The sequence below is a fragment of the Fibrobacter sp. genome, assembly GCA_024398965.1.
Lineage (GTDB): Bacteria > Fibrobacterota > Fibrobacteria > Fibrobacterales > Fibrobacteraceae > Fibrobacter.
Genome location: JAKSIF010000007.1, coordinates 1 through 22,579 on the forward strand (window position 1 = coordinate 1; position 22,579 = coordinate 22,579).

21 protein-coding genes are annotated in these 22,579 nt (G+C 49.4%); 13 read left to right on the plus strand and 8 right to left on the minus strand.

All coding sequences use genetic code 11. The features are described 5' to 3' along the window. Positions 1 to 154: 154 nt before the first annotated feature. Positions 155 to 481, minus strand: coding sequence for a hypothetical protein (locus MJZ26_04740; protein ID MCQ2105082.1), 327 nt, complete (start codon positions 479 to 481; stop codon positions 155 to 157). A 133-nt stretch (positions 482 to 614) separates the two neighbouring features. Here MJZ26_04740 and MJZ26_04745 point away from each other — a divergent pair, with 133 nt between their 5' ends. The 6 genes from MJZ26_04745 (at position 615) to MJZ26_04770 (ending at position 4,527) form a co-directional block, all read left to right on the plus strand. Then, positions 615 to 2,828 (plus strand): hypothetical protein, encoded by a 2,214-nt coding sequence (locus MJZ26_04745; protein ID MCQ2105083.1) that lies wholly within the window; start codon positions 615 to 617, stop codon positions 2,826 to 2,828. Beyond that, positions 2,803 to 2,967, plus strand: a complete 165-nt coding sequence (locus MJZ26_04750) for a hypothetical protein (GenBank protein ID MCQ2105084.1) — start codon at positions 2,803 to 2,805, stop codon at positions 2,965 to 2,967. Before MJZ26_04745 ends, MJZ26_04750 begins: the two co-directional genes overlap by 26 nt. Positions 2,968 to 2,977: 10 nt before the next feature. Then, positions 2,978 to 3,124: a hypothetical protein gene (locus MJZ26_04755; GenBank protein MCQ2105085.1), complete on the plus strand. Its 147-nt coding sequence runs from the start codon at positions 2,978 to 2,980 to the stop codon at positions 3,122 to 3,124. 92 nt (positions 3,125 to 3,216) lie between these two features. Further along, complete coding sequence (locus MJZ26_04760; protein MCQ2105086.1) at positions 3,217 to 3,396, plus strand: hypothetical protein; 180 nt, start codon at positions 3,217 to 3,219, stop codon at positions 3,394 to 3,396. Beyond that, positions 3,396 to 3,941 (plus strand): zeta toxin family protein, encoded by a 546-nt coding sequence (locus MJZ26_04765; protein MCQ2105087.1) that lies wholly within the window; start codon positions 3,396 to 3,398, stop codon positions 3,939 to 3,941. The genes MJZ26_04760 and MJZ26_04765 overlap by 1 nt, the downstream gene beginning before the upstream one ends. A 127-nt stretch (positions 3,942 to 4,068) precedes the next feature. Then, on the plus strand, positions 4,069 to 4,527 hold the full coding sequence (locus tag MJZ26_04770) for a hypothetical protein (protein MCQ2105088.1): 459 nt from the start codon (positions 4,069 to 4,071) through the stop codon (positions 4,525 to 4,527). 9 nt (positions 4,528 to 4,536) lie between these two features. Here MJZ26_04770 and MJZ26_04775 read toward each other — a convergent pair whose 3' ends face one another. Both MJZ26_04775 and MJZ26_04780 read right to left on the minus strand, forming a co-directional pair. After that, on the minus strand, positions 4,537 to 5,127 hold the full coding sequence (locus MJZ26_04775) for a zeta toxin family protein (GenBank protein MCQ2105089.1): 591 nt from the start codon (positions 5,125 to 5,127) through the stop codon (positions 4,537 to 4,539). Continuing rightward, on the minus strand, positions 5,124 to 5,321 hold the full coding sequence (locus MJZ26_04780; GenBank protein ID MCQ2105090.1) for a hypothetical protein: 198 nt from the start codon (positions 5,319 to 5,321) through the stop codon (positions 5,124 to 5,126). Before MJZ26_04780 ends, MJZ26_04775 begins: the two co-directional genes overlap by 4 nt. 1,098 nt (positions 5,322 to 6,419) lie before the next feature. On the opposite strand from MJZ26_04780, the gene MJZ26_04785 reads away from it, so the two are divergent. From MJZ26_04785 to MJZ26_04805, 5 genes are all read left to right on the plus strand, one after another. After that, positions 6,420 to 9,365, plus strand: a complete 2,946-nt coding sequence (locus MJZ26_04785) for a hypothetical protein (GenBank protein ID MCQ2105091.1) — start codon at positions 6,420 to 6,422, stop codon at positions 9,363 to 9,365. Beyond that, on the plus strand, positions 9,340 to 9,504 hold the full coding sequence (locus MJZ26_04790; protein ID MCQ2105092.1) for a hypothetical protein: 165 nt from the start codon (positions 9,340 to 9,342) through the stop codon (positions 9,502 to 9,504). Before MJZ26_04785 ends, MJZ26_04790 begins: the two co-directional genes overlap by 26 nt. Before the next feature lie 10 nt (positions 9,505 to 9,514). Further along, positions 9,515 to 9,667, plus strand: a complete 153-nt coding sequence (locus MJZ26_04795) for a hypothetical protein (protein ID MCQ2105093.1) — start codon at positions 9,515 to 9,517, stop codon at positions 9,665 to 9,667. 101 nt (positions 9,668 to 9,768) lie between these two features. Beyond that, complete coding sequence (locus MJZ26_04800; protein MCQ2105094.1) at positions 9,769 to 9,996, plus strand: hypothetical protein; 228 nt, start codon at positions 9,769 to 9,771, stop codon at positions 9,994 to 9,996. Between the two features lie 35 nt (positions 9,997 to 10,031). Continuing rightward, on the plus strand, positions 10,032 to 10,409 hold the full coding sequence (locus MJZ26_04805) for a putative toxin-antitoxin system toxin component, PIN family (protein ID MCQ2105095.1): 378 nt from the start codon (positions 10,032 to 10,034) through the stop codon (positions 10,407 to 10,409). A gap of 74 nt (positions 10,410 to 10,483) precedes the next feature. Here MJZ26_04805 and MJZ26_04810 read toward each other — a convergent pair whose 3' ends face one another. Further along, positions 10,484 to 11,842 (minus strand): AAA family ATPase, encoded by a 1,359-nt coding sequence (locus MJZ26_04810; protein MCQ2105096.1) that lies wholly within the window; start codon positions 11,840 to 11,842, stop codon positions 10,484 to 10,486. Positions 11,843 to 12,016: 174 nt separating this feature from the next. Here MJZ26_04810 and MJZ26_04815 point away from each other — a divergent pair, with 174 nt between their 5' ends. Then, entirely contained in the window at positions 12,017 to 13,129 is a 1,113-nt protein-coding gene (locus MJZ26_04815) for a nucleotidyltransferase family protein (protein MCQ2105097.1), read from the plus strand. 216 nt (positions 13,130 to 13,345) lie between these two features. Here MJZ26_04815 and carB read toward each other — a convergent pair whose 3' ends face one another. Then, positions 13,346 to 16,609, minus strand: coding sequence for a carbamoyl-phosphate synthase large subunit (gene carB / locus MJZ26_04820; protein MCQ2105098.1), 3,264 nt, complete (start codon positions 16,607 to 16,609; stop codon positions 13,346 to 13,348). Positions 16,610 to 16,738: 129 nt separating this feature from the next. Next, complete coding sequence (gene carA, locus MJZ26_04825) at positions 16,739 to 17,860, minus strand: glutamine-hydrolyzing carbamoyl-phosphate synthase small subunit (GenBank protein MCQ2105099.1); 1,122 nt, start codon at positions 17,858 to 17,860, stop codon at positions 16,739 to 16,741. A gap of 46 nt (positions 17,861 to 17,906) precedes the next feature. On the opposite strand from carA, the gene MJZ26_04830 reads away from it, so the two are divergent. Further along, a complete protein-coding gene (locus tag MJZ26_04830; protein MCQ2105100.1) occupies positions 17,907 to 18,170 on the plus strand; it encodes a hypothetical protein in 264 nt (87 codons plus the stop codon). Positions 18,171 to 18,363: 193 nt separating this feature from the next. Here the strand turns inward: MJZ26_04830 and pyrG are convergent, their stop codons facing one another. Both pyrG and MJZ26_04840 read right to left on the minus strand, forming a co-directional pair. Continuing rightward, the gene (gene pyrG / locus MJZ26_04835) at positions 18,364 to 20,034 is read right to left on the minus strand and encodes a CTP synthase (glutamine hydrolyzing) (protein ID MCQ2105101.1); all 1,671 of its coding nucleotides are present in this window, start codon (positions 20,032 to 20,034) and stop codon (positions 18,364 to 18,366) included. 307 nt (positions 20,035 to 20,341) lie between these two features. Beyond that, positions 20,342 to 22,462 (minus strand): glutamine synthetase III, encoded by a 2,121-nt coding sequence (locus MJZ26_04840; GenBank protein ID MCQ2105102.1) that lies wholly within the window; start codon positions 22,460 to 22,462, stop codon positions 20,342 to 20,344. Between the last annotated feature and the right edge of the window lie 117 nt (positions 22,463 to 22,579).

Here is a 22,579-nt window from a genome sequence, read left to right on the forward strand (position 1 = left end):
CGAAAGTCAACAAAAAAGGGTGGCGAAGCCACCCACACATGTTGATGAAGAGCCTCAAAAATTCAGAAAATGAAGTGACTGGCGATGAAAAAGATGCTGTCTTTTATGATTCTGGCGAAGGTGATGAGCGTATTATCCGTAGTAAAGCTATGAATCACAATGTCGTAATTTCAGATGATATCAAGACTGAAGTTGCTGCTAGTACTAAGTATGCGTTTGCTGGGGAAACAGTTTCTTTGAATATTAGTGTTGCTGTTGATGCATCATCACTTCTTATAAATGGTGGTAGTGTTGCGTTGACTAATGCAGAAGATGGCTTATACACCTTTGTTATGCCTGATGGTGATGCTAATGTATCAGCTGGAACAATAGATACATATTCTGTCAAAATACCAGAGCAAATGGAAATTGTTAGCACATCCAATCCTGCAGATGGTGACGGTAAATATATTTCGGGAACAATAGTTGAGTTTAGACTCATGTTTCCTTATACAACAACTGATGTTTCTGATGGTACAAATACGTTGGTCGCAGCAAATGGTATATATAGTGTGACTGTTGGGACATCTGATATAAATGTTACAGCAACTATAGAACATAACAGTTTAATTGATTTGTCTGAAGCTCCTAATAATTTCATTGCTGTAGATGGACTTGTATTTAGCGGTTCAACCCAATATACAGTGATGGTTGCTGATAAGGCTAATATTACTCTTTCTGGAGCAACAATCAATGGCGGAATTATCTGTGATGGCTCTGCCACAATTACGCTTGTCGGTACGAACAACGTGAGAGGCGCTATGAATATGGCTGGTATCCAGGTTGGTGGCGAAGGAACAACCCTAACTATTAGGGGAAATGGTTTTTTGAACGCATCGGGAGATAATCAATCTGCAGGGATTGGTTTAAGTCGTGCTTGGAATCCTGAAAGTGATGTTGTTGGTGGCGATATCGTCATCGAGGGCGGAACAATCACAGCCATCGGTGGTTCTGAGTGGGGCGCAGGCATCGGAACGGGTGTTATCAGGGGCGAATTGGACGAAGGTCGCGGAAAAAATGTACGAGTCGGCAACATCACGATCAAGGGCGGAGTGGTAAAGGTGATAGGCGGTGAGGATGCTGATGGCATTGGTACGGGTTATACATATTATGGTTCTAAGAATGAAATTGGTACTGTGACTATATACGACGATGTCGATGTGGTGGATGCATCAAGCATCAAGAACGGCGAAAGCATAATTTATATGCATGACAATACTGATGTGTCTGAAAGTAAAAATGATTATTTCACCATTATTGATAATGGAGAACATAAAATCATATATACAGGAAATCCTGTTTCTGATATTGAGGATCAGACATATACAGGCGAAGCAATTACTCCAAAGCTAACGGTTTCATTAGGTTCTCTTAATTTCACCGAAGGTACCGACTATGAGTATTCATATACCAACAATAAAAATGTTGGCGCCGCAACTGTAACAGTTACTTTCCGTGGTGAATATGACTGGGTAAAACCTGTAACAAAATCCTTTAATATCACGAGGGCTACGCCCACAGTTGAACCGCCGACTTCTGCTAATCCGAAGTACGCTGGTGCATGTGTCGCGCTTGTTACCGCCGGATCTACGAACTTTGGAACGATGCTTTACAGTTTAGATGATGATGATGATTACTCGGAAAATATTCCTTGTGCGGATAAAGGCGGCGATTATACGGTTTACTATAAGGTCGAGGAAAGCGATAACTGGTCTGCTGCCGCAGGGAGTGTTGAAATTCAGGTGCCGGTTCGTGTTGATGTGACCGTGGTTGGCGACGGTTCTGTAAATGGCTACGATCCCGACGAATTCTACCCTGTTGGTACAGTACTTACCCTTACCGCGGAGCCGGATGAGGATTACAGGTTTACCGGTTGGGATGATGATTTTGACGCACCTGCTGAACGCGTATGGACTGTTCTAGCGGATGCCAAGGACAATGAGTTGACCGTGAACTTCCAGCAGAAAACTGTTTGTTATGGTGCGGTTTGTGTGTACAATGATGGAATTAATGAGGTTGAAGCGACTATTGACGGTGATTCCAACATCCCCTGGTCTATTCCCGAAGAGATTCGTGTGCAAAGGGTGAACCTGAACAGAAACTTTGCTCGACAGGGATATTCCACAATCGTTCTTCCCTTTGATTTCGAGGAGATTGAGGTCGATGAAGCCGAATTCTATGAACTGGACGGAGTCTCTTTCGCAAATGACAAGTGGAACGTGTCTGTCACGCCTGTATCGGAAGTTAGACCCAATACACCGTACCTGATTCATGTTATGAAGAATAATGTTTCCTTTAGTGGAGATATAGCTCTGCGACCTATTGACGATGATGAGGATTGTTCTGTAACTAAGAATGGCTGGGAACTTTGCGGCACCTATGAATACAAGGTCTGGAAAGATGGCAATCCTGAACTTGGCAGGGTCTATGGCTTTGCTGCCGAAGAACGTGACGGAGCTCGTATCGGACAGTTTGTTAGGCTTGCCTACAACGCCTCTGCAAAGCCCTTACGCGCCTACCTGCGCTATGTGGGAAGTCCCAGGCCTGCTCCCGCATTGTTCAAGGCGGCTCCAGCCGTCGCAAGTATCGATGAACTCCCTGAATCCATGGATGTGGTCATCAGGGGCGAAGAGGGAACAACCGTCATCGGAACCATCAACACCCGCACCGGTGAGTTCCGCTCCGTAGACAATCGCTGGTTCGACCTGAACGGTCGTTACCTCGGCAACAAAAAGCCCACTATCAAGGGAACCTACTACAATAATGGAAAGAAAGTCATTGTCAAGTAAGCCGAAGTGCGGCTATGTCAAGCCGGAAATGAAAATCGTCAAGCTGAAGGCCCGCACAAGCCTGCTCCAGGGTAGCGGCTCTCAGGATCCGATTGATGATTTGCCGGGATCGTTGGATGTTATAATAATCGGAAAATAGAGGAAATAATATGCAGAAGAAAGAATACAAGACTCCGAAAATGAAGGAAATCAAGCTCAAGGCCCGTGCTAGCTTGTTGTCGGGAAGCAGCGATGGTTACCACGGAACGGTTGGCTACAACGATCTGCCTGATTCCGTAGAAAAAACTGAAGTATAAAACGAAAGTCCTTCCGAACAAAATCGGAGGGACTTTTTTGCGGATTTTCCTAAAATAATGTATATTGGTTCTTACAGAAAAAGGAGCCGGAAATGTCAAATACGGATGCTTTACATCAGTTGTTTGCGCAATGTCAAAAGATAAATTTTGACGAGTCCTATGATATCATTGCCTCGGCCCATAGTCCGGAAGAGGCTGATTTTTTCCGTATGGCTACGGATTTGATCCTTAAGCAGAAACAGAAAAAAGCCGTTGAAGAGAATCGTTTTTAATGAAACGCTATATTCTTTTTGCGGGGTGTAATGGCGTTGGAAAATCAACGCTCTATCAGACTAATGACATGTTTCGAGAGATGCCTCGCGTGAACATGGATGAAATTGTCCGTGAATTTGGTTCGTGGAAAAATGAAGCAGACGCGTTCAAGGCCGGGAAAATCGCTGTTCGAAAAATAAGTGAAAACTTCTCAAACGGACTGTCGTTCAATCAAGAAACTACACTTTGCGGATCTTCTGTTTGGAAAAATATTTTGAGAGCTCGTCAACTTGGCTACAAAATTGAAATGTACTATGTCGGCGTTCAATCAGTCGAAATCGCAAAGGAGAGAATTCGTTCAAGGGTTTCAAAAGGTGGCCACGGCATTCCCGATGCTGATGTTGAACGTCGATTTGTAGAATCTGTTGAAAACTTGAGGAAGGCTATCGAACTTTGTGATGTTGTTGAGGTTTTTGATAATACGGATTCGTTCATCCGAGTTGCTAGGTATGAACGCGGTCAGTGTGTTTTGAAATCAGAGAATGTCCCGACATGGGTTCCGTGAAGATTTTGTAAGTTGCTTCAAAAATACCAGAAATTTTTTCGTTTGCTGCAAATTTCCCTGTGCGAAAAGTCCTTCCGACCAAAATCGGAGGGACTTTTTCTTTTGTGTTCGCTCGGCATCATCACTCATGCAAACAGTTGTTTATAGAACAACCTTGCCCTCGGTCCTGTTCATCTGCCCGGACGACATCTTCGGCAAGGACAAGCCCGTTTACAGGTTCCAGAACCGCGAAGAAAGCGACCCAAATATTTTAATGGGCGACCTTTGTTATAAAAACTTTTATATCTTTAAGAAGTACCGCGAAATCAAGGACAACTCCATTCGCGAATACATGCAGTACTTCGCCACGCAGGAGCACGGATCCGCAAAGATGAAGCGCATCCACGATCTCGTGGAACAGTACCGCAAGGACCCTATTGCAAAGAAGGCTTACATGACCCTGGAACAGGAACTTAACATTCGTTACGAGAAAGGGCAGAGAGACAAGAACAAGGAACTCGCCAAGGGGTTTCGCGATGATGGAGTTCCGCTGGAAATCATTTCTAAGCGGACAGGCCTCACTCCCGAAGAAATCAAGGCGCTGTAAAAAGCGGTGTTACAGAAGGTCCTGGACCCAATTGGGTAGCCTCTCGGCGTACTGCTTGAACAACTCCCCGTCAACCATTCTGCAAATCAGTTTTGGCAACTGGTTTTCGACGGAATTGTCATAGATGTACGCTCTGTCAACCATGGAGATTGCGATAGCGGCATTCGCCAGGGACTTGTAATAGCGGGTCACAATTTTAGAGATGGGAACCTCGTGTCCGCCTGTAAGAAAACGATTTGTTACACGGAGAACATTAATTGAGGGTTTCTCTGTGCAGACAAAGAAAAATCGTATAAAAAAGCCCGCCTCTTTTGCCTTGCGGACAAATTCAAGTTTTTCGTCTGATGAAAAAACGGTCTCGAACACGAAGTTTTTCTTTTCTTCGAGACACTTATAGCGAAGTTCGGTTGAATGTTGCGCAGCTTTTAATACAGCATCGTTTGAATTCCAGTTTCCGAATATTTCTTGGGCAATGTTGTCCGGGTTAATATAGATGCTGTCTGCAGCCCATTCGTTTTCTAGCAACTGAATGGTTGTGGTTGTTTTACCAGAGCCATTCGGACCGGCGACAATGCAAAGTGTTGGCTTCTTTTCGCTCATAGCAGACCAAGGCGCAGCTTTTTCTGGGCAATATTTGAAGATACCTCTGCACGCATACGCTCCATAGCCTCTTCCGCCTTGCGAGAAGATTCACGCGCTGCTGCACCGACTTTTTCCATAATAGCTTCCAACATTTCATCGGAAGGTTCTTCCATGGATGATAGTCTGTATTTTTTCAGTTCTTCGTCTGCCATATCCATAAATATATGAAAAAAGTGACAAGCAAACAAACTCGTCGGTACCGATACTTTAAAATTCCTTGTGCAAGCCGCTTACGCTATCAATAGAGTCTGTGAAAGAACTGTGAGAAACAAGTTGTGACTTTACAAAAATCTTACGGGCAACTATATTTGTACCAAATGAATATCGTCGCGTGTGATGGACTGAAGTTTGTGGCGACCGCTGAGGGAGCCTTTGCGGGCTGTGGCCTTGTGGCGCAGGTCCGTAAGTCCATTACCTCCCCCCCCCAATGTAACTAGAAGTTTACCTACTGGCGGTCATTCCGGTTCTTCCCATACATTAAAAAAATCCCGTGCGAGTTGTTCGCCATGGGCTTTCTTGCGTTGTGCGCATTTTTGCGCCCGCTGTCGCGTTTTGCCGTGTCCGCTTTTTGCGGTCGCGGCTTTTTGATTTTAAGGAGAAAATAAATCATGATGCGTAATGGCATTAACTCTTATTTGACCTCGCTGGTCATGGTGCTGGCGCTGTTGTTGCCCACGGCTTTATTTGCCCAAACGGCATATCTTGACGAAAAAGGCTCTCTAAAAACACTAGAAGAATCTGCAACAGCGATTACTAGCTCTATGACAACCTGGAGTGCAGGCTGGTATGTTGTATCGGACAATGTAACAATTGATGAGCGCATCACGGTAAATGGTGATGTGCATTTGGTATTAGCTGACGGAGCGACTCTTAATGCAAATAAAGGTATTGGCGTTAGCAGTAGTGCGACATTCAATGTCTATGCGCAGTCGGAGAATGAAGCGACGATGGGCAAACTCATCGCTACAGCAGAATCGCGATACAACGCGGGTATTGGCGGCAGCAAAGGTTCAAAAGCAGGAGAAATTACCATTAATGGCGGAAATATCACTGCTATAGGTTATGATGGCGCAGGAATTGGATCTGGATATAAAGGAACGGTAGGAACAATCACCATTAATGATGGCGTGATTGATGCAAAAGACAATTATTATGGATATGGATATGGCGCAGGAATTGGAGGTGGTCGTTATGGAAGCGCTAGTGTCATAGATATAAAAGGTGGTGTTATACAAGCCAAGGGAATAGGAATGGCGACCACTAGCTACGGTAACCCCACTTGCGGAAATATCAATATCTACGATGGTGTGAAGAAGATAATTGTTACAAGTAAGGACGATGGAAAAGGACTGGCAAGTTCAAGTGCGGTCACATTCTACAGCGGTAGTAGCGCAGTCGAAGGCGATGAAAAAGATGCTGTATTCTATGATGTAGAAAAAGGCGGTGGAAGAGAAATTCGTTCTATTGCAAAGAATCACTTGGTTACGATAGCTGATGTTGCGAAAGCTAGCGTAGGCTCTGTCGCGTATGCATATGCAGGCGAATTGGTCACGTTGACTTTGGGCACTGCGGCCAATGAATCTTCTTTAACGGTAAGTGACGGAACAAACAACCTTGAACTGACAGGTGCTGGCGATGGCAAGTACACGTTTGTAATGCCTGAAGGTGATGTAACTGTAACTGCAGATGTTTTACAGACGTACTCCATCTCCCTGCCTACCGGTATGAAAATCATTGGTTCGTCAATTGCTGCTGATGGTAACGGAACGTATATGACAGGGACGAAGGTTGAGTTCAAACCGAGTTTCCCATATTCTGCATCAAATGTGTCGGATGGTGTTAATACATTGACAGCAACAGATGGTGTGTATAGTGTCGTTGTGGATGGTTCGGACATTACGATTACAGCTGACGTGCAACGTGATGAAATCATTGATTTGACTCGGGCACCAGGTGCATTCGCTGCTATCAATGGAGATGTTTTGTCGGGCTCAACTAGCTATACGGTTCATATTGCCGATGGTGCAACAATAACCCTTTCTGGTGCGATAATTAACGGCGGCATTGTCTGCGACGGTTCTGCTACGATTATTCTTGAAAGAGAAAATACTGTGAAGGGCGCAACGAATATGGCTGGTATCCAGGTTGGTGGTGAAGGAACAACCCTTACGATTAAGGGTAACGGTTCTTTGACGGCAACGGGTTATAGCCAATCAGCGGGTATTGGTTTAAGTCGTGCTTGGAATCTTGATTATGATGTTGTTGGTGGGGATGTTGTTATTGAAGGCGGAAATATCACCGCCCAGGGTGGTAGCTATGGCGCAGGTATTGGTACTGGTATATTGCAAGGTAGTGACAGGAAAGTAACTCTTGGTAATATCACCATCAAAGGAGGAACTGTAAAGGCTATTGACGGTAAAGCCCCGAATGGAGATAAAGTTGCTAACGGCATAGGAACAGGAGATGCTTATCCTGGCTGCACAAATGAAGTTGGCGAAATTACAATCTACGATGATATTGTTGTAGTTGATGCGTCAAGCATTAGTAAGGATGTTACCTATATGCATGGAGAGACTGACGTGACAGACAGTAAGGAAGAGTACTTCACTGTCAATAAAAATGATGATCGCATGGCCATTGCGCAGAAGCTCACAATTGGTGATGTAGAAGACCGAACTTATACTGGTGAAGCTTTCACACCGAAACCATCGGTATCATTAGGTTCCAGCGTCCTTACTGAAGGGCAGGATTTCGAATATTCCTATGAGAATAATGTAAATGTTGGGAATGTTGACGATAAACCCACCGTAACAGTAACCTTCAAGGGTGATTACGAAGGTTTAGGAACCGTCTCCAAGACCTTCAATATCACAAAGGGTACTCCTGAGGTGATTTCCAACCCGACTCCCAACGAAGAGGGTTATGCAGGAAAGTGCCTTGCCCTCGTCAACCCCGGCACCACGAACTTTGGCAAACTGCTCTACAGAACACTCGAAGAAGAATCGTTCTCGGAAACCATCCCCTGTGTAGATAAAACCGGCGACTATCTCGTGTACTACATGGTTGCGGAAGGTGAAAACTGGGAAAAATATGTTCCCCCAGAGCCAATTCTCGTTACTGTGGAACTTGCAAAGTTCAAGGTCACCTTCGTAGATGATGAGGGTGACGAAATCATCTCTGATGAATACGAGTATGGCACTCCGGTTGTTGATATTGCGAAACCGACGGGAAATCCAAAAAAGGCTGACGATGAAATGTATGCCTACACCTTTGCTGGCTGGAGTCCTGAAATTCAGGATGTGACTGGTGCTAAGACATATCGTCCAATCTACGGTAAAACCCGTATCGGTTTCGGCTCTGCCACTATCGCTGCGGATGGCTCTTGGGCAATTATCGACGGAAAGTCCAGTAAAAAAATTGATGCCGATCTTGATGCCGTCGAGATTACTGGAGATGTGACTCTCAATCGTGAATTTGTGGCGGAAAAGCCTTCCACCATCGTGCTGCCCTTTGGTACGCATATAGACAATGTTCCCGGATTCACCTTCTATTCGTTCAAGGGTGTTGTAAAGGAAAACGGCGTCTGGAAGAAGGTTGTCTTCGACGAAGTTGACAAAGAAGGTGATGGACACATTTATGCGAATACCCCCTACATTGTTGTTGCCAAAGAAGATGTGGGCGGCCTAATTGTGGAAAACGGTGTGGTATTTGATTTAAACAGTGTACGTCCGATGTCCAGCGAGGATGGTATTTGGCAGTTTGTGGGCACATACGATTTCAAGGTCTGGAACGAAGGTGATCGTGATATTGGCAGGTCATACGGTTTTGCTGCTGAGGAACGTGATGGTGCACGTATCGGACAGTTTGTAATGCTTGGAAGCAACGCCTACGCATATCCCATGCGCGCCTACCTGTATTATGCAGGGGGTAACTCTGGAGAATCTCGCAGTATGGCTCCCGCACTGTTCAAGGCGGCTCCAGCCGTCGCAAGTATCGATGAACTCCCTGAATCCATGGATGTGGTCATCAGGGGCGAAGAGGGAACAACCGTCATCGGAACCATCAACACCCGCACCGGTGAGTTCCGCTCCGTAGACAATCGCTGGTTCGACCTGAACGGTCGTTACCTCGGCAACAAAAAGCCCACTATCAAGGGAACCTACTACAATAATGGAAAGAAAGTCATTGTCAAGTAAGCCGAAGTGCGGCTATGTCAAGCCGGAAATGAAAATCGTCAAGCTGAAGGCCCGCACAAGCCTGCTCCAGGGTAGCGGCTCTCAGGATCCGATTGATGATTTGCCGGGATCGTTGGATGTTATAATAATCGGAAAATAGAGGAAATAATATGCAGAAGAAAGAATACAAGACTCCGAAAATGAAGGAAATCAAGCTCAAGGCCCGTGCTAGCTTGTTGTCGGGAAGCAGCAGCGATGGTTATTACCATGGAGGGATTTCCTATAACGGTATGCCTGATTCCGTTGATTGTAAGAACGTTTAAATACTTTCCGTTATTTCGGTGAACTATAAAAGCCCCTGCGAAGGGGCTTTACTCTTGTCTGTAGGGGCGTTTTTATTTATATTCAGGGAGGGAGGCTTTTTATGCCGGTATCAGAAACCTTAAATCCAGTTCAGTTGCATCTTTTAGATATGTTCAGATTTTGCAAGTCTGATTTAGAACTCCTTGAATTAAAGGATGTTCTTGCCGCGTATTATGCCCAAAAGGTGCAGGAAGAGGCCGATCGCTTGTGGGATGATGGCACTTTGGATGCCGATGCGATTGAGCGTATCGGAAAAGAACATTGGCGAACTCCGTATAAGGCCTTGTAGTGCGTCGGATTTGTCTTGATACGAATTGCCTCTTGATGGCTTTGCCATCGCGAAGTCCGTACCATAAAGTATGGACCGATTTTTTAGGTAATTCAATTGAATTATGTGTATCGACAGAGATTTTGCTTGAGTACGAGGAAATCTTGTCTGAACATGCTTCCCCTCGCATGGCACATCTTGTTGTTGAAGCTTTGACAAACCGTAAAAATTTGGTGCGTGTGGAACCGAGTTGGCATTTTGAGTTGATTAAGGTTGATCCTGATGACAACAAGTTTGTGGATTGCGCGATTTGTGGACAGGCTGAATATATCGTTTCAAATGATAGTCATTTCAAGGTTTTGAATGACATTGATTTTCCTGTGGTAGCTTTAAAAACGTTGAAAGAGTTTGTTGAAGAACTTGAAAGGGCGTAAGTCCTTTAACCTAATGATTTCTAACTTCGCTATAAAAAACGAAAGTCCTTCCGAACAAAATCGGAGGGACTTTTTTATAGGCACATGGCCATGTAGGCGGGCAGGCAAATAATTCCGTCGTCCTTGATTTCGAAGTTTTTGGGGTGTATTATGTACGCCTCTCCGATTCGCTTGCGGAACTTTTCGCGGAATCTTGTCAACGATTCGTATTTGTACCGCTTGCCCGACTTGACTTCAATGGGGAAAATCTTGAAGTTCACCTTGTTGTTGTCGGTTATGATAAAGTCGATCTCGATGTCGTTTCGGTGCTTTTCTTCGTTGTAGTGGGTGTAGAAAAATGCCTTGTGTCCGTTTGCGCGCAGCATTTGCGCTATGGCGTTCTCGTACAGCATGCCTTCGTTCAGGTTGAGCTTTCCGTTGAGAATTTGCTTGTAAAGTTCGTTTTCGGTTATGGCGTTTTCGCTAAAGGCGTGGCTTGCCAGGAGCCCGGTGTCGCCCATGTAGCATTTTATGTAGGCCCTTTCTTCGTTAAGTGTCAGGCCTACATTAGGGTCTGTGCAGTTAAAGCATTCGTTGACGATCCTTGAATTACCGAGCCAAAAGAAGGTGTCTGCATATTGAGCAAAGTAAGAGCCCGCCTGGATTTCGCTGAAGACGATGCGCTTTTCGTGCTGCGAAAGGAATGCGGGAATTTGGTCGAAGATTGCAAGTACACGGGACTGGTAACGGTCCTCGATTTTCATGATGTCGTCGCGGTACAGCTTTAGAATGTCCCGCTTTTCTTCGTCGCTCCTTTGGAAGGACCGCTTTTCAAGAAACGCAGCGACGCTTTGGGGCATGCCGCCAACGAGAATGTACTCCTTGAAGATGAGCATGGCTTTTTCGTGAAGCCCTCTTTCTAGGGGAATTTTCTTTGCAAAGCAGTTCTTGATGTATTTGACCAGCATGGATTCGCCAAGTGCGTCGCAAAATTCCTCAAAGTCCATGGGGTGCATGTCCATGGCGCGTTCTTCGGAAGGTATCGTGATGTTCTTCACGTTCTGCTGTATGGAAATGAGGGATCCCGTTTCAAGGTAGTCGTAGCGCCCGTCCTTTACGAGTTTCTTTATGGATTGCCTAGCCTTTGGAAAACGCTGTACCTCATCAAAGATAATCAGGGATTCCCTGTTGAAAAGTTCTACGCCGTATTCGGTGGAGAGCACCATGAAAAATGTGTCCAAGTCCCCCAGAAGGTTGTTGAACGCGTTGATTACTGCATTGGAGACATCGTTGAAGTCGATAAGGATGTAGGATCTGTATTCGTGCCTAGCGAACTCTTCGGCGATGGTGGATTTGCCGATACGCCTTGCGCCCTCGATGAGCAGGGCTTTTTTTCCTTGGGTGGTGTTTTTCCAGTCAAGCAGCTTGGAGTAGATTTTTCTTTTGAATGCCATAAATACCCGTATTTTTTTTGAGAGTGCGCGGGTATAAATATACTAAAAATTAAAGAGAGTGCGCGGGTATAAATGATGTATTTTTGATTAGAGTGCGCGGCAGTGCTGTAAATTTTTTATACTTTAGGGCGAAGAATTGACAAAATGTCATTTTGTCGCCCTGATGAGAATGCTATGGATTTTTCCAGATACGATAATTTTTTCCTTCTGTTGCGTATTGCGCTTGGGTGTCCGGGGGCAAGTGTTGGCGCGTTTCCGCGGCTGTCTGCGGATGAGTGGGAACGCATTTACAACGAGGCGGACCGGCAGACTCTTCTGGGGCTTGCGTTTGACGGGGTGATGAAGTTGCCTCAGGAGCTGCGCCCTCCCATGGAACTGATGTTCCAGTGGGCCAGCGAAGCGGAATCCTTTAGTGGCCTAAACAAGATTTTGAATGAGGAAGCGGCGAGGCTCACCGAATTTTTCAGGGGGCATGGCAGGAGTTGTGCCGTTTTGAAGGGGCAGGCCAATGCTCGCCTTTATCCGAATCCGCTTTGCAGGCAGCCGGGAGATATTGACATCTGGGTTTCCGGCGGGAAAAAGAGCGTCGTGGGTTTGCTGCGGGAAACTGAAATGCAGGAATCGCTGAAGGCTTCGCCGCACCACACCCACATGAAAAATGACCGTGGAATTGATGTGGAGATGCATTTCCGTACGTCTTCGGGCAACTACAATCCGTTTACGACAAGGCGACTGCTGAAATATCTGGACAAAGAAATCCTGAACTCGGTAGAGGTTCCCGAAGGTTTCTGCGCCCATTCCATAAAGTTTGCGTTGGCCATGCAGCTGTCGCACATCTATCGTCATTTTATTGGTGGCGGGGTTGGGTTCCGGCAGATTGTAGATTACTATGTGTTGCTTAGGCATTCCAGCGAAAGCGATCGTAGCGAACTGATGGCGAACTTGAACCGCTTTGGACTGCGGAAAATTGCGGGGGCCCTCATGTGGCTGCTTCGTGAATCGATTGGTCTTGACGAAAGTCTGATGCTTTGCAAGCCCGACGAATTCCGCGGGCGGTGGCTCCTGCGGGAAATCCTGAAGGGCGGCAACTTTGGCCGCCATGTAGGAGGCGGTCGCCTCAAATGGCTTTACTGGTGGTTTGGCAAGCGCAAGAAATCCCTAAGTTACTGGCGCTTCGATTTGGCGGAAACCTTCTGGGCGGAAGTCAACTACTGGAAAATTTTTGTGGGGAATACTTCGACACGAATCCGGCTGCGCAAGATTTCCCTTAGGGATGTGAAGTTCTGATAATGCTTTCGCGTTAGGCCCCGCAGCCCGTATGGGGTCGGACGCGAAGCGGCTGAACGACAAAAAGAGAGACCAGGAATATTTCCTGGTCTCTCTTTTTATAGCGCAAGAGGGCCGGCCCGTAAGGGCAACGCCCTGGATCCTTCGCTTCGCTCAGGATGACATGCAGAGGGCGTGCGGTTTCTGCCCGCATTCACGGGCGTTCCGCGATTCGCCTTACTTCACGATATGTCTATGATACTCCTGCAGCGAGCAGACTTCGAATCTACCGTAGTCGTGCTTGTCCATGAGGCCTTCGACGGTGGAGGTGAGGGCGGCGATGGTGGTGGTGATAGGCACGCCGCTGACCACAGCCTTGCTGCGCATCTGGATTTCATCGACCATGGCTTCGGCGCCGGTCTCGCTGGTGTTCACGATCCACTGGACTTCCTTGTCGTGGATGAGGTCCAGCAGGTTCGGGCGGCCACGGGAAATGCGGAACACGGCGCGGGTCTTGATGCCTTCGTTGTAGAGCATGGTGGAGGTGCCGCGGGTGGCGTAGAGGCCGTAGCCCAGTTCCACCAGCTGACGGATCAGGGGCACTGCGCGGGCCTTGTCCTCGTCCTTGAGGGAGACGAAGATGTTGCCCTGGCCCGGGATGCGGTTGCCGGAGGCCAGCTGGCTCTTGAGGTAGGCAAGGCCGCGGTCGCGATCCAGGCTCATGACTTCGCCGGTGGACTTCATTTCCGGGGAGAGGGTCACGTCAACGCCCGGGAACTTCACGAAGGGGAACACGGCTTCCTTCACGCTCACGTACGGAACATGGACTTCTTCGGTGAAGCCGATTTCTTCGAGGGTTTCGCCCAGCATGCAGCGGCTTGCGTAGCTTGCCAGAGGCACGCCGATGGACTTGGAAACGAAGGGCACGGTGCGGGAGGCGCGGGGGTTCACTTCGATCATGTAGAGTTCGCCATCCTTGACGGCGAGCTGCATGTTCATGAGGCCCACCACATGGAGTTCCTTTGCGAATTCCTTGGCGTAGCCGCGGACCTTTTCCTGCAGGTCCTTGCTGAGGGTCATGGGCGGGATGACGCTTGCGGAGTCGCCGGAGTGGATGCCTGCGGGTTCCACGTGTTCCATGATGGCGCCCACCACGGTGGTCTTGCCGTCGCTGATGCAGTCCACGTCAAGTTCGGTTGCGTCTTCCAGGAAGCGGTCGATAAGGATGGGCTTGCCTTCGCCGATGGCTGCGGCTTCTTCCACAAACTTGCGGAGGTACTTTTCCTTATAGACGATCACCATGCCGCGGCCGCCCAGCACGAAGCTGGGGCGCACGAGAACGGGGTAGCCGATCTTTTCGACAATGGCGAGAGCTTCTTCCACGTTGTGAGCGATGCCGGAAGCGGCCTGCTTGATGCCCACCTTGTCAACCAGCTGCTTGAAGAAGTCGCGGTCTTCGGCAAGGTCGATATCCTCTGGGCTTGTACCCACCACATTGGCGCCGGCCTTCTTGAGGCGCATTGCCAAGTTAAGCGGAGTCTGGCCACCGAACTGCACGATAACGCCGTAGCAGTTTTCGCGTTCGTAGATGCCCATCACATCTTCGAGGGTCAGCGGTTCAAAGTAAAGCTTGTCGGAAGTATCGTAGTCCGTAGAAACGGTTTCCGGGTTGCTGTTCACCATGATGACTTCGTAGCCCTGCTTCTTCAGGGTGAATGCAGCGTGGCAGCAGCAGTAGTCGAATTCGATACCCTGGCCGATACGGTTCGGGCCACCGCCAAGCACCATGATGCGCTTCTTTTTGTCGCGGTTAGGAACTTCGCGGACGGGTTCGGTGTGGTCTGCATAGCAGGAGTAGTAGTACGGAGTGACGGCTTCAAATTCGCCGGCGCAGGTATCTACGGAGTAGTAGCTGGGCTTCAGGCTGATGGCGTTACGTGCGGCCATGACTTCTTCTGGAGTCTTGCCGAAGATGTAGCCGATCTGGATGTCGCTATAGCCGAATTCCTTGGCCTGGCGGAACAGGTCCTTGTCCTTGCAGAGGGCTTCGAGGGAGCCTGCTGCGCGGATTTCGTCTTCGAACTGGGCCAGTTCTTCCAAATGACGCAGGAAGTAACGGTCGATCTTTGTGATTTCGTAAAGCTTTTCAACGTCCCAACCGCGGCGGAAGGCGGCGTAGACCACGAAGATGCGTTCTGCACTGGGGCGGGCAACTTCCTTGGCCAAGGTCTCGTCGTCGTAAGCCAGGAACTGTTCGCACTTGGCGCAGGCGCCGAAGCCGCCGAAACCAGTTTCCAGGGAGCGCAGGGCCTTCTGCATGGACTGCTTGAAGTTGGAGCCGATAGCCATGGCTTCGCCCACGGACTTCATCTGGGTGCCAAGAGTGCTGTCTGCCTTGGGGAACTTTTCGAAGGTAAAGCGAGGAACCTTGGTAACGACGTAGTCCAGAGCCGGTTCGAAGCAGCTCGGAGTAGATTGGGTAATGTCGTTCTTCAGTTCGTCGAGAGTGTAACCCACAGCGAGGAGTGCTGCGATCTTTGCGATGGGGAAGCCGGTTGCCTTGGAAGCAAGTGCGGAGGAACGGCTTACGCGGGGGTTCATTTCGATAATGATGCGGCGGCCGGTCACAGGGTTGATGGACCACTGAACGTTGGATCCACCGGTTTCAACGCCGATAGCTTCCATGACCTTCAGGGAGTCGTCACGCATGGCCTGGTAGGCGCGATCGTCAAGAGACTGGATCGGGGCCACGGTAATAGAGTCGCCGGTGTGAACGCCCATGGGGTCCAGGTTTTCGATGGAGCAGACGATGACGGCATTGCCCTTCTTATCGCGCATGACTTCCATTTCGAATTCCTTCCAGCCCAGGAGGGATTCTTCGATCAAGACTTCGTTGTTGAGGGAGGCGTCGAGGCCGCGGTTCACGATGGCTTCGAATTCGTCTTCGCTATGTGCGATACCGCCACCGGTACCACCCAGGGTAAAGCCCGGGCGGATAATCAGGGGCCAGCTGCCGATGGTCTGGGCGATTGCCTTGGCTTCGCTCATGGAGTGTGCGGAACCGGAGCGGGGGAGGTCCAGGCCGATGGAGAGCATGGCGTCCTTGAAGAGCTTACGGTCTTCGGCGCGGGCGATGGATTCGGCCTTTGCACCGATGAGTTCCACGTTGTAGCGGTTGAGAATGCCCTTTTCGTGGAGTTCCATGGCAAGGTTCAGGGCGGTCTGACCACCCAGAGTGGGGAGCAATGCGTCCGGGCGTTCGCGGCGGATGATTTCGTGGAGAATGTCCACGTTCAGGGGCTCGATGTAGGTACGGTCGGCCATTTCCGGGTCGGTCATGATGGTTGCCGGGTTGCTGTTCACCAGCACCACTTCGTAACCTTCGCGACGCAGCACCTTACAGGCCTGCACGCCGGAGTAGTCGAATTCGCAACCCTGACCGATAACGATCGGACCAGAGCCAATGAGCATAATCTTCTTGAGGTCTGTACGCTTAGGCATTTTGAAATCCTCTATAAAAATCCATTAAGTGATTAGTTACTAGTTGTTAGTTTTTCTTTGATTTGACGAGCCTGGTGGCTCGTTTTTTTTTATGCGAGGCTCCAGCCTCGCCTGACTTACGACTAATGACTAACGACTTTTAAACTCCTCGATCATCTTCTTAAATTCTTCGAACAGGTAGTAGGAATCGTTGGGTCCCGGAGCGGATTCCGGATGGTACTGCACGCTGAATGCAGGAACGTCCTTGCAGCGGATGCCTTCTACGGTGTTGTCGTTCAGGTTGATGTGGGTAACTTCCACATTGGCCGGCAAGCTAGTTTCGTCGATGGCGTAGTTGTGGTTCTGGCTGGTGATTTCCACGGCGCCGGTCTTCAGGTACTTGACCGGATGGTTGCAACCGTGATGGCCGAACTTCAACTTGGAAACCTTGGCGCCCAGGGCGAGACCCAAGAGCTGGTTACCCAGGCAGATGCCCATGAGAGGATACTTGCCAAGGAGCTGCTTTACGAGAGCTGCAACCTGGGGTAGAGAGTTGGGGTCGGCAGGACCGTTGGAGAGGAACACGCCATCGGGATTCTTGGCCTGAATCTGCTCGAAGGTAGTGTTGATAGGCATGACGGTCACCTTCATGTCCTGGCTTGCAAGGTCGCGAAGGATGTTGGTCTTGATACCGAAATCCAGAGCCACCACATTGTACTTGCCCTCGGTAGAGAATTCGTAACCGTTAGGGTCGCTGACTACAGAAGCGTAGTCCTGACCATCCAGGCCAATCCATTCCTGAGCCTTCTTGATGGCTTCGGCTTCGCTCATTTCGGTGGCTTCCACATGGAGGTAAGCCTTCTGTGCGCCGTTGTCGCGGAGGTGCAGCGTGAGGGCGCGGGTATCGACACCTGCAATGCCCGGCTTCTTCTGGGCCTTCATGTAGGTGTCCAGTGATTCTTCGCCCACGTTTTCGGAAGCGTCGCAAAGGTCGTTGATGACGATACCGTTCAAAAAGACCTGGCGGGATTCGGACTTTTCGCTCTTGGCGGAGTAGGCGCCCACTTCAGCGGTGGTGAACACCACGAACTGACCTGCGTAGGAGGGGTCGGTAAGAATCTGCTTGTAACCAGCCATGCCCGTGTTGAACACAGCTTCGCCTACGGTGTCCTTGGCGTCGCCAAATGCGTAGCCATGAAAAACCGTGCCGTCAGCCAAGGCCAAGAATGCCTTGCGCTCGCGCTTTGCCTTCCAATTGAATTTATCGTTCATACGTTTTACCTTTTACTTGTTAATCTCTAAAACCTGGGCAAAAAAAATGGCAAAAGCGAAATGCCTTTGCCTTAAAACTCAAAAAAGAAATGAAATCAAAAATCAAATGACCAACGCCCTGACCAACAACGGGAACGGACTGGCCGGCATCACAAACAACGCCTTGATTTCTCTGGGAAATGGTTGCCACGGCACCGGTGAGGTGCGCCTCGATGGAGTGTGCGACGTGAGTCGCTGCGCTGGCAAATCCTGTTTTCATCGAAATCAAAATTTAAAAATATTGCTGTGTTTTGGGGAGGGTGAACGTTGAAAAAAAAAGAAAATATTTTTTGTTGAAAATCGCGTTTTTTAGGCCAAATAACGCAAAATTGAAGATTTACATTTTTTGAAAACAGGGCCCGTCCAATCCGATTTTGAAGGGTTGTGACGGACCCGTTTTTGTAACTAATTGAGAATCATTAAGTTACGTATATTCCGTTGATTTTCCTCGAATAATCTTGCGATTACACTCGTTCGTCGGCAGCCTTCAGCAAACCGAGGAAGAGCGGTGCGGGGTGAATCAAGGAGGACTTCAGTTCCGGATGGCATTGGCAGGCCATGAAGTAGGGATGGTCCGTCAGTTCCATGATCTGCATGATGTCTTCGCCGGATGCCTTGCCGGAGAAGATAAGCTTTTGGGCAATCTTTCCGGAGGGGTCACCAGCTTCGATCTGGGAGACGAATTCCGGATTCACTTCGTAGCGGTGGCGGAAACGTTCGCGGGCTACAGCGGAGCCGTAAACTTCCTGGGCCTTGGAACCTTCCTTGATCAAAATGTCGTGACCGCCCAAGCGCATGGTGGCGCCCATGTCCTTGATGTGTTCCTGGCCAGGCAGGTATGCGATGACCGGCTTTTCCACATGGTAGGTGGCGCTTTCCATTTCTACGGTGCCTGCACCCTTCATGCCGCAGACGTTGCGAGCGAATTCCACCACGGAAAGCTGCATGCCGTAGCAAATTCCGAGGAACGGAATCTTGTTTTCGCGGACATACTGGATGACCATGATCTTTCCTTCGATACCGCGGCTACCGAAACCACCCGGAACGATGACGGCGTCAACGCCCTTCAATGCAGTTTCAACAGAAACAGAACCGTTCTCGATCTTTTCGGTGTCTACCCAGCGGATGTCTGCGCGAAGGTCCAAATGGGCGGAGGAATGACGGATGGCTTCCACCACAGATGCGTAGGAATCTTCCAGGGCCATGTACTTGCCACAAATAGCGACGGTCAAAGTCTTGCGGGGGTTCACGGTGTTACGCTTCAAGGATTCCACCAGCTTGCTCCACTGTTCAAGCTTGGGAGGTGCGTAAATGTTCAAGCGCTTGGCGAGAATTTCGGGAATGCCTTCGGCGTCGTAAACCAGCGGGCATTCGTAAACGTGCTTCACGTCCACACCGGAAATCACGTGGTCTGCAGGCAGGTTGCAGAACAGGCCAATCTTTTCCTTCAGGTGGGGCTTGATGTATTCTTCGCAGCGGCCGATAACAATTTCGGGATAGATGCCCAGGCGGTTCAAGTCGTGCACAGACATCTGGGTGGGCTTGGACTTCTGTTCGTTAACGCCCGACGGAATGGGAACGTAGGTGAGGTGTACGAACATGGCGTTGGTGCGGCCCACGTCGTGAGAAAGCTGACGGGCAGCTTCGATGTAGAACTGGTTTTCCAAGTCGCCTACGGTACCGCCGATTTCAATTAGAAGAACGTCTGCCTTTTCCTGGTCGGCGATGCGGTAGAACTGTTCCTTGATCAGGTCGGTAACGTGGGGAATGAACTGGACGGTGTGTCCCAGGTAGTCGCCGCGACGTTCCTTCTCGAGAATCATCTTGAAGATGCGGCCCATGGTAAGGCTCCAGTCCTTCTTGGCGGTCACGTTCAAGAAACGTTCGTAGTGACCGAAATCCATGTCGCATTCGCCACCGTCGTCCAGCACGAAAACTTCGCCGTGTTCGGTGGGATTCATGGTGCCCGGGTCTGTGTTCAGGTAACCGTCGCACTTGACGGGAACCACCTTCATTCTAGCAGAAAGCAGCGCCCCGATGGACGCTGCCGCTACCCCTTTGCCGAGACCGGAGATGACACCCCCGGTAACAATAATGAATTTCGTCTTGCCGTTATACTGGTACTGTAATGCCATAATAATTCAGGTCTTTCGACCTCTCCCTGTGTCTTCTTAGTTTACACTTTTTGTAATCACAACGGCTATTATACGCAATAAATGTGCCAATGAAACGATTTGGCTTTTTTGGGTGAAATTGCAAAAATTGTAAAAATCTTGATTTACAAAAAATGAAAAACAGGAATTTTGTTTTACGTATTTTGTAATATACTATCGCGACTCTCGGCTTATGGTTGTTTTATGAGTTTTTTTTGAGAAGTGATAAAGAAAACCCCCAGTCCTTGCGGACTGAGGATTTTCATTATGAGGTTCAAAGTGTGCGCGATTAGTAGATGAACAACATCTCACGATACTTGGGCAGAGGCCACTGTTCGTCGCTGACGATGCCTTCCAGCTTGTCCACGACCTTGCGGAGGGAGACCATAGCTTCCAGCTTCAGCTGATGCTTGCCAGCGATAGCCTTTTCCATGACTGCGATTTCTTCGACGAGGGCCTTGTAGCCTTCACCAAGTTCCTTGGCGTAACCGTCGACGGAAACCAGACCCTGGTTCACTGCCATTTCGTTGACCTTGAGGGCTTCGGAGTAAGCCTTTACGACCTGCGGGAGGACGATGCTCTTGGCCATGTCGTAAGCGACCTTGGCTTCGATGTCAACACGCTTGTGGTAGTCTTCCAGGTTGACTTCGTAACGGGATTCCAGTTCCACCTTGTTGAACACGCCGTACTTCTTGAAGAGAGCAACGTTTTCCTTCTTGGTGAGAGCGGAAAGTGCTTCCATGGTGGTACGGATGTTGGGGAGGCCGCGCTTTTCAGCTTCGGCAACCCATTCGTCGGTGTAGCCGTTACCGTTGAAGATAACGCGCTTGTGTTCCTTGATGATGGACTGCAGGAGCTTCTGGAGTTCCTTGTGGAAGTTAGCCTTGGAAACCTTTTCCATCTTGTCGGCGATGATGTCGAAGGCTTCGGCAACGATGGTGTTCAGGATAACGTTGGGTTCAGAGCAGGACTGGCTGGAACCCGGTGCGCGGAATTCGAACTTGTTGCCTGTGAATGCGAACGGAGAAGTACGGTTACGGTCGGTAGCGTCGCGGGGGAGCGGCGGCAGGATGTCGGAACCGAGCTTCATGGCACCGCCCTGCTTGCTGGACTTGGGTTCGCCCTTTTCCAGCTGTTCGACGACGTCAGCAAGCTGGTCGCCGAGGTACATGGAGATGATTGCCGGAGGAGCTTCGTTAGCACCGAGACGATGGTCGTTGCCAGCGCCAGAAACGGACATTCTCAGCAAGTCGGCGTGGGTGTCAACTGCATAGACAACAGCGCAGAGGGTGGTGAGGAAGATTGCGTTCTGGTGAGGATCCTTACCCGGGTTCAAGAGGTTGGTCTTACCGTAGTTCACGGACCAGTTGTTGTGCTTACCGGAACCGTTGATGCCTGCAAACGGCTTTTCGTGGAGGAGGCAAACAAGGCCGTTGCGGTCAGCGACGTTACGGAGGACTTCCATAATCTGCATGTTGTGGTCGCAAGCCAGGTTCACTTCTTCGAACATAGGAGCAAGTTCGAACTGAGCGGGAGCCACTTCGTTATGACGGGTCTTTGCCGGAATGCCCAGCTTCCACAGTTCGTCTTCAACTTCGTTCATGAAGTTCAAAATGCGAGCCGGGATAGAACCGAAGTAGTGGTCTTCCATCTGCTGGTGCTTAGCGGAAGCGGCACCGAAGAGGGTGCGGCCAGCCTGGTAAAGGTCCGGACGCTGCAGGTAGAACTTCTTGTCGACCAGGAAGTATTCCTGTTCTGCACCGAGAGTTACGGTGACCTTCTGCTTTTCAACGCCGAAGAGACCCATGAGACGGTCGGCAGACTTCTGGAGAGCCTGGATGGAACGGAGAAGCGGAGTCTTCTTGTCGAGAGCTTCGCCAGTGTAAGAGCAGAATGCGGTAGGAATGCAAAGAGTTGCACCGTTACCGTGACGCTTGATGAAAGCGGGAGAGGTCGGGTCCCAAGCGGTGTAGCCACGAGCTTCGAAAGTGGAACGGATACCGCCAGAGGGGAAGGAAGATGCGTCCGGTTCGCCAACGATCAGGTTCTTGCCGGAGAATGCCATGATGGCCTTGTCGCCTTCCGGTTCAAGGAAGGAGTCGTGCTTTTCTGCGGTAGAGCCGGTGAGGGGCTGGAACCAGTGAGTAAAGTGAGTTGCGCCGCGGTCCATTGCCCACTTCTTCATGGCGTGAGCGACTTCGCCTGCGATGCTCGGGTCAAGTGCAACACCGTTTTCGATGGTGGCAAAAAGCTTCTTGCACACGTCCTTGGGGAGGTATGCCTTCATGGCTTCGGAGTTGAATACGTCCTCGCCGTAAAAGTCAACGTTTGCCGGGCTTGCAGCCATGATGCCTGCTGCCGGTGCTTCTGCGATTTCAGTGATCGCACTCATTCTATACTGGTTGCTCATAATGAACTCCTATTGGATTTTTTGTTTTCGGCGACCATATCGCAAAAGCCGTGCCAACTTTTCGCGGATGGTATTGTTTTTCGTTTTGTGCAAAGAATTGGGGCTTGACGAGAAAAA